The sequence below is a fragment of the Kitasatospora sp. NPDC003701 genome, assembly GCF_053587085.1.
On sequence record NZ_JBSFNM010000014.1, the window covers coordinates 186,776 to 193,892 of the forward strand.

The window sequence follows — 7,117 nt, forward strand, 5'->3', positions numbered from 1 at the left end:
CCGCCCGCACGAGGCACGACCGGGGAACGACCAAGGACGCGCCATGACGTACACCCGCAGAACCCGCCGCTGGACCTCCGCCGCCGTCGCCGCCCTGATGACCGGTCTCGCCGTGGCGGCGATCGCACAGAGCGCCGACGCCGACTCCGACGCCGACCGCCGGGCCCCGACCGCCCGCATCGACTGGCACGCCTGCTCCGACACCGACTTCGCCCACATGCAGTGCGGAACCATCCAGGTCCCGGTCGACTACTCCCGCCCCCGCGCCGCCGCCCTCACCCTGGCCCTGGTCCGCCGCCCCGCCGACGACCAGGCACACCGCCAGGGCACCCTGCTCCTCAACGACGGCGCCGGCGGTTCCTCCATCGAACAGCTGCGCCTGGCCATGCACATCGGCATGCCGAACTTCGCCGGCGACATGACCCGGAAGTTCGACCTCGTCGCCGTCGACCCCCGCGGCGTGGGCCACAGCACCCCGATCCTGTGCGCCGAACCCCTCAAGCCCGCCGGCGTCACCCACTTCCCCCAGGACCAGGCCGCGTTCGACGCGCTCACCGCCCACAACCGGGCCCTCGCCGAGGACTGCCGGCGCCGCAACGGCGAACTGACCGCCCACGTCGACCTCACCAGCACCGCACGGGACTTCGAAGCGGTGCGAACCGGCCTCGGCGAACAGCAGGTCGACTGGTACGGCATCCACTACAGCACCCTGCTCGCCCGCACCTACGCCGGCCTCCACCCCGACCGGCTGCGCACCATGGTCCTCGACACCGCGCTCGACGACACCGCCCCGCCGCTCACCCGGATCACCCAGGAGGCACAGACCGCCGAGACCGCCTTCACCCGCTTCACCGCCTGGTGCGCCGCCTCCACGGACTGCGCCCTGCACGGCAAGGACGCCGCGGCCGAGTACGACGCCCTCGTCGCCCGCGCCGACCGCACCCCGATCCCCACCGGCGGCACCGCCCACCAGCCGCTGACCGGCGAGGACATCCGCGAGGCCACCCAGGACTACCTGAACCTGTCCGGAGTGACCTGGCCGGAACTGGCGAAGGCCATCGTCAAGGCCCAGAACGGCGACCCCACCGACTTCACCGTCGACCCCGACGGCACCCTCGACCCCGTCCAGGTCCAGGTCCCCGCCTGCCTGGACAACGCCCGCCCGATCAACACCCTCGCCCAGCTCCGCGACCTGCAGAAGCAACTCGCCACCGTGTCCCCGCACCTGGGCGGCGCCGTGCGCTCCTACAAGGCCCTCACCGGCTGCCTCGGCTGGCCCGTGCCCGCCCAGCCCGTGAAGGCCGGCGCCCCCGTCCACGGCGCGCCGCCCGCGCTCGTCCTGCAGTCCACCCACCAGGCCCTCGCGCCCTTCAGCGCCGGCCAGGCCCTGGCCGCCCAGCTGCCCGGCAGCGTCGTCCTCGGGCGCGAAGGCGACGACTACAGCACGTTCCTGATCTCCCCGTGCGTCCGGGACGCCACCAACCGCTACCTCACCACCCGCGCGCTGCCCGCACCCGGCACCATCTGCGCGAACTGACCACCCGCCGCCCCGGCACCCGACCCACCGCACGCCCCCGGGCGGGCCCCGTCCCCAGGACAGGGCCCGTCCGGGGGCCGAGGTGCTCCTGACACCACCTCAACTCTGCTACCTCGCGGGCCACTTCATGTGCTGCACCACAAGCATGCACACCATCACGGCCCACCCGAACAGCACCGACTCTCCCGTCGTACCGGGCAGTTCGACGGCTCGCCGCCCTGCGCGGCCGCGAAGGAGATTCTGCTGAGCCCGATGTGATCGGCATACTTCCGCGCATGGACATCGTGGAGAACGGCCCCAGACCGCACCACTACCGGTTCGCGCACAAGGTGCTCGCGGGCCTCGCCCGGGACCTCGGGCCGAAGATGCTGGACGCCGTCCCGCCCCAGGGCTTCGGAGCCGGACTGGTCTCCCTCTGGGGCGACTTCGGCGGGAGCCTGCCCGCCGGGGACCGGCTGCCGAGCGACGGCCTGGACGCGAACCTGATCACGCTGGGCCCGCACCGGCTGCTGGTGGTCGTGCTGCCACGGCCCGCCGCGCCGGCCGAGGCGTACTACACCGCCGTCGTCCAACCGGCCGGCGCCGACCACTGCCGGTACTTCACCCTGGAGCACGCGGTGGACCCGTTCACCGGAGAGCCGTACACGGTGCTCGGTGAATGGGCGGACGGCAGTCACCTCAACCTCGGGTCCGGCCCCGCACCAGGGCTGGCCACCTTCCTGGAGGCCGTGGTGGCGCTCCTGGCCGAGCCGGCGCCCGCCCATGCGGCCAGCCACCCGACCCCGCCCGGCACCCGGGCGGAGACCGAACGCCGCGGCCTGCGAAGGCTGTTCGGCCGCTGACCCTCGCCGGGGAGCCCCACCCCTCCGCAGGCCCGGCCGGAGCCCGGCATCCCATCCCCGCCCCCGATGCCCGGCCGGAGCCTCACCTGGTCGCGGGTCCGGGCCGCACCACGCCGGGCCGGCGATCCGCCACGCGGTCCCCGGACGGCGCGGCTCGCATCGCGTCGCCCACAGCGTCGGCCCGCCGGCGGGCAGCCGCAGTTCCTCGTGCACGGTGAAACCGAAACGGGCGTAGACGGCGAGGCTGGAAGCCTTGGAGGACTCCAGACAGACGGGCAGCCCCGCCGCGTCGGCCCTGGCCAGCCCCGAACGCAGCAGGGCGGGTCCCTGCCCCTGGCCCTGGCCCTGGGCGGCCGGGTCGGCGCCGATCAACGCCAGGTACCAGTGCGGATCACGTGAGGTGTGCTCGGCGACGGCCTCGACGGTGCGCGCGAACAGCTCGGCCCGCTCCCCCAGAAGGTCCGTCAACTCCCGGACCGTCCGGGCGTCGGGAACGGCCTCGGCCTGCGCCTGCGGCGACACCCAGAACGCGGCCGCGTTCTCGGTGCGCTCGCACACCGCGTTGCCGACGTACTGCCGGGTGAAGATCGTGGAGAAGTAACTGCCCAATGACGCCCGGCGCGTGGCGTCGTCGGGGAAGAACCAGCACATCATCGGGTCGTCGTCGAAGGCACGGGCCAGGCAACGACTGACCGGCGCGGCGTCGTCGAGCGTCGCCACCCTCGGCACAGCGGTTGTCCGCACACCGACATTCTGCACACGTTGATCTTCGGCGGGACCGCGGGGTCGCCCGATCCGCTCCGACGGCAACGGTCGTCCCAGCCGGTGTCGGTGACGGTCCGACAGCACGAACCGGACCTCGGGAGCGGCGCCCTCGACCGCACCGCTCGCCGACCGAACGGCACCACCCGACCGGCCGGGAGCGGTCAGACGGGACCGGGCCCCGCCGGCGGGACGCCGACACCCGGTCGCTTGCGCCGGGTGCCGCGGCCGGTCCCGGCCGCGGGCCCCCCTCCCGCGCCGGCAGGCCCCTCCTCCCGCGCCGGCGGGACCGTCCGGGCGTCATCGGGCCTCGTGCCGGTCCGGGGGAGGTTCTCTCCCCCGGCAGGCTCCGGGGTGCCGCTACCCGCGTGCCCGGACGAACACTGTCCGTGCCGGGCAGGTCCTGCGGGACCGGCGGCCTGCGGCCCACGAGGGTGACGGATGGTGCTCGGAGCGGCGGTGCCCGGGGCGGTCGCGGACCCGTCCGCCGTCGCTGGGGCGACCCGTGCTGCGCGGGGCCGGCGGCGAGCGGCGAAAATAACGAGGAGGGAACACTTGGCCGCCTGCGGCCGTCCGGCCCGCCGCCGGGCACCACCGGCGAGGCACCATGGGCGGCTCGACCGAACCACCCGCCGACACTCCGGGAACGCCATGCCCGCACTGCCTGTCCCCACGCTCGCACTCGCCGCAGCGGCCCTGGCCGTGCTCGCCGGCTGCGCGGGCCACGGCGCAGCCGGGACGACGCGGGATCCGGCCGCGGTGTCGGCGCCCACGAGCCCCGCCACCGCGCCGGTCACGCCCGGCCCCTCCGCGAGCGCCTCCGCGGCCGAGCCCTCCGCCGCCGAGCCCGCCACCCCCGCCGCCACCAGCCCCCCGGCCACTACCGCCACCAGCGCCCCGGCCAGTGCCGGCGCCACGACCGTCCGTACCGAGGTCGCCACCCTCGCCATCCCCTCGATCGGCCTGGCCGGACTGAAGGTGGTCCCTTACCCGGGGACCACGGATGACGGGCCCGGCACCCGGATCCAGAACACCGGGACGGCCGCCAGCCCCTACGGCGAGCACGGCGGCGTCGGCCCGGGCGAGGTCGGCAACTACCTGGTCACCGCACACCGCCTGTCGGCCGGCGGCCCGCTGCGGGACCTCCCCTCGGTGGACGACGGCGACGTCGTCCTGGTCACCGTGAACGGCACCACGTACGAGTACGTGATCACGGACACCAGGACCACCTCGTTCCGCTCCCAGCAGTCCCTGGCCGAGCAGCGCGCGGCCGTCCCGGGCCGGCCCGGCGAACAGGCCGTCCAACCGATGATCACGATCTCGACCTGCGCCACCCCGGAGGACAACGCCACGGGCAACCGCTGGCGGGACGCGAACGGCAACCCCGAGCACCGGATCGACAAGATCGGCGTGCTGCGCGCCGCCCGCCCCGCCGGCTGAACCCCTGACCCGTCTCGACGACCTTCGACGAGTCTCAGCGGAGACTGACCGTTGCCCGGTGTCGTGTCCGACGGACCGCTTTCCGCAGGGCGGTCGTGCACGCGACTGCGGCCAGGAGGAGCGCCGCCGGAGCCGCCAGGGCGGCGGTCCAGGCCGTGACGCCCGTCCAGGGGACGATGTAGGAGCCCCACGGTGTCTTCACCGCCTCCACCTGCTCGCCGGGGTGGCCGTCATGGCGCAGCGAGACGTGGGTGCCGTCGGTGAGGAGGCCCTCGCACTGGACGTAGTCGTTGCGTCCGGCGTGCCTGGTCTCGCACGCCGACACCGTCACCTGTTCCAGTGGCCCCCGCGGCGCGACCAGCGACAGCGCGAGCACGAGGGCGATGCCGGATGCGCACACGCACAACGCCGTCAGCGCGGCCCACAGCCCGACCGCCCACCGCTGGCCCGCCCCACCCGCAACCGTCACGGCACGAAAGCTACCCGCCCGGCGGTCGGGCAATGGCGGCGGGGGCAGGCGCGTGGCGCATCCTTCGACGCGCGGACCGACCACCGGTCGAACTGCCGAGACCGATCGAAGTCCGTTGAGACGGAACAACCCCGGGCGCGTCCCCTCACCCGGCCAGGGCCGAAGAATCTTCGGCACCAGCGGGCGGGCGACCCCCATTCCTGGCGGTGAGTACCGCAGGATTTCCCGTCTCCCGCCCGAACCTCAGCGGCGCGGTAGGGCCCCGCGCGCTCCGCCGGGGAGGCGGACGTCGACGCCGGGTGGCAAAGGGCGGGGCTTCCACCGTCGGACCGACCTCGCGGTGACGGGTGCGGTCCACGACGGCCGGGACCGGCCCGGTAACGCCGAGCCCGCCCCACCCGGCCCCACCCGGCCCCACCCGACGGCCCGAGCCGCTCAGGGGCGGTCACCCAGCCGGAGGTGACCGGCGAGCCGGCGGCGGCCGCCGGCCAGGGCCTCGGCAACGACCGCGAGCGAGGCCAGCACCGCGAAGGCCACCGCCGGCAGGGCCAGCGGCCCCGCCGCAGGACGCAGGCCCGTCGGCACCGGGACCCCGACCAGCGTGGACAGGTCGACGGCCGGACCGAGCAGCACGACGGCCGCCAACGCGGCCAGGGCACCCCCGGCCGCCGCCGCGAGGGTCTGCGGCAGCGTCTCGGCGAGGACGAGCGCCGGGCCCTCGCGGGAGCGCAGCCCCATCGTCCGCAGCCGGGCGAGGAGGGCGGCACGGTCGGGGGCGGCGCGCAGCAGCGTGAGGAGGACGGCGAGCAGGGTGAGCGCTCCGACGGCGCCGACGGCCTGTTGGAAGAGGCGGCCCGCGGCGTGCTGGAGAGGGTCCCTGGCGAGGTCGGCGGTGACGGAGGCGCTGGTGCGGGTGACGTAGCCGTTGCGCAGCGCGTCGGGGTCGTTCCCGACCACGGCGGTGGACGCCGTCGGCCCGGAGGGCGGAGCACCCGGGTCGGCGAGAGCCGAGGGCGGCAGCTCGTGGACCAGACGGGCGAGGGCCGGCTCGTCGACGCGGCCGACGGCGAACCAGTCGGTGATCCGGGCGAATTCCGGCAGCACGGCGCCGGCGGCGGGGGTGGGCAGCACGACGAAGGGCCGGGTGGCTCCGGGCAGCGCGGGGGTCGCGTCGACGGTGCCGGCGTGGACGGTGAGCACCTCGCCGCCGCTGGGCATCCGCAGGCGGTGGCTTCCGGGACCGAGATTGCGCGCGAGCTCCGCGCTGAACAGCGCAGGAACGACGGACGCCCCCGCGGCAGAACCGGCAAGACCGGCAGGACCGGCAGGACCGGCAGGACCGGCGGGGCCGGAAGCGGCGGGAGGGGCGGCGAGCACGGCCGGGTCGAACACGCCCGCCCCGACCGCGCGGGCGATCCGCGCGTAGGCCTGCGGCTCGGCGACGACCAGCGTGACCTGGGTGGCGGCCGGGTCGACGCCGGCGCGGGCACCCGGAACGCCTTCGAGCAGGAACGCCTCGCTCTCCAGCCGGACCGGGGTGGCGGCCGTCACCCCCGGCAGCGCGGCGGCCGCCCGGGCGAAGTCGGGCGGCAGGGTGAGACCGGTCGGCGCCGTGACGGAGGCGTCCGCACCGACGATCAGCCGGGCGGCCCGCTGCCGGGCCAGGCCGACGCCCTCCAGCACGCTGGCGCCGTAGCCGGCGGTGGTGACCGCGAGGACCAGGGCGAGCAACGGCAGGACGGACGGCCGGGGCCGGCCGTCGGTGTCCCGGGCGGCGCGGGCCAGCCCCAGGAATCCGACCGTCCCCCGGCCCCGGGCGGCCCCGCGGGCCAGCAGACCGGAGAGCCGGGGCAGCACCCGTGCCAGCACCAGCGCCGCGGTGAGGGCGATCAGCAGCGGCGCGGCGACGAGCAGCAGGTCGGGGCCGGCGGTCGGCGGTGCGGCGCCGCGCCGCCGGACGCCCGGCGGCCGGGCGGCGGGCGGGGGGGGGGCGGGGGGTTTGGGCGTGCGCCGGGCCCGGCCCGCCGCCCCCCCGGGGCGGGGGGCCGGCGGGGGGGCCGCCCCGGG

4 protein-coding genes and 2 pseudogenes are annotated in these 7,117 nt (G+C 76.1%); 3 read left to right on the forward strand and 3 right to left on the reverse strand.

Features of this window, described 5'->3' with window-relative positions; translation table 11 throughout:
• The first annotated feature begins 43 nt into the window (after positions 1-43).
• Together ACWDRR_RS16340 and ACWDRR_RS16345 are read left to right on the forward strand one after the other, a co-directional pair.
• Entirely contained in the window at positions 44-1,537 is a 1,494-nt protein-coding gene (locus ACWDRR_RS16340; RefSeq protein ID WP_449772852.1) for an alpha/beta fold hydrolase, read from the forward strand.
• 275 nt (positions 1,538-1,812) lie between these two features.
• Complete coding sequence (locus tag ACWDRR_RS16345) at positions 1,813-2,379, forward strand: hypothetical protein (protein WP_449772858.1); 567 nt, start codon at positions 1,813-1,815, stop codon at positions 2,377-2,379.
• 141 nt (positions 2,380-2,520) lie between these two features.
• On the opposite strand, the pseudogene ACWDRR_RS16350 reads toward ACWDRR_RS16345, so the two are convergent.
• Positions 2,521-3,123: pseudogene (locus ACWDRR_RS16350) on the reverse strand (GNAT family N-acetyltransferase); the annotation flags it as partial.
• A 669-nt stretch (positions 3,124-3,792) separates the two neighbouring features.
• Between ACWDRR_RS16350 and ACWDRR_RS16355 the strand changes: the two are divergent.
• On the forward strand, positions 3,793-4,581 hold the full coding sequence (locus ACWDRR_RS16355; protein WP_449772853.1) for a class E sortase: 789 nt from the start codon (positions 3,793-3,795) through the stop codon (positions 4,579-4,581).
• Between the two features lie 34 nt (positions 4,582-4,615).
• On the opposite strand, the gene ACWDRR_RS16360 is transcribed toward ACWDRR_RS16355, so the two are convergent.
• Together ACWDRR_RS16360 and ACWDRR_RS16365 are read right to left on the reverse strand one after the other, a co-directional pair.
• Positions 4,616-5,050, reverse strand: coding sequence for a hypothetical protein (locus tag ACWDRR_RS16360; RefSeq protein ID WP_449772854.1), 435 nt, complete (start codon positions 5,048-5,050; stop codon positions 4,616-4,618).
• A gap of 435 nt (positions 5,051-5,485) precedes the next feature.
• Positions 5,486-7,117: pseudogene (locus ACWDRR_RS16365) on the reverse strand (hypothetical protein); the annotation flags it as partial.

Coding starts and splice junctions, on each gene's coding strand:
- ACWDRR_RS16355 (WP_449772853.1), top strand. CDS start 3,793: ATGCCCGCACTGCCTGTCCCCACGCTCGCACTCGCCGCAGCGGCCCTG.
- ACWDRR_RS16345 (WP_449772858.1), top strand. CDS start 1,813: ATGGACATCGTGGAGAACGGCCCCAGACCGCACCACTACCGGTTCGCG.
- ACWDRR_RS16340 (WP_449772852.1), top strand. CDS start 44: ATGACGTACACCCGCAGAACCCGCCGCTGGACCTCCGCCGCCGTCGCC.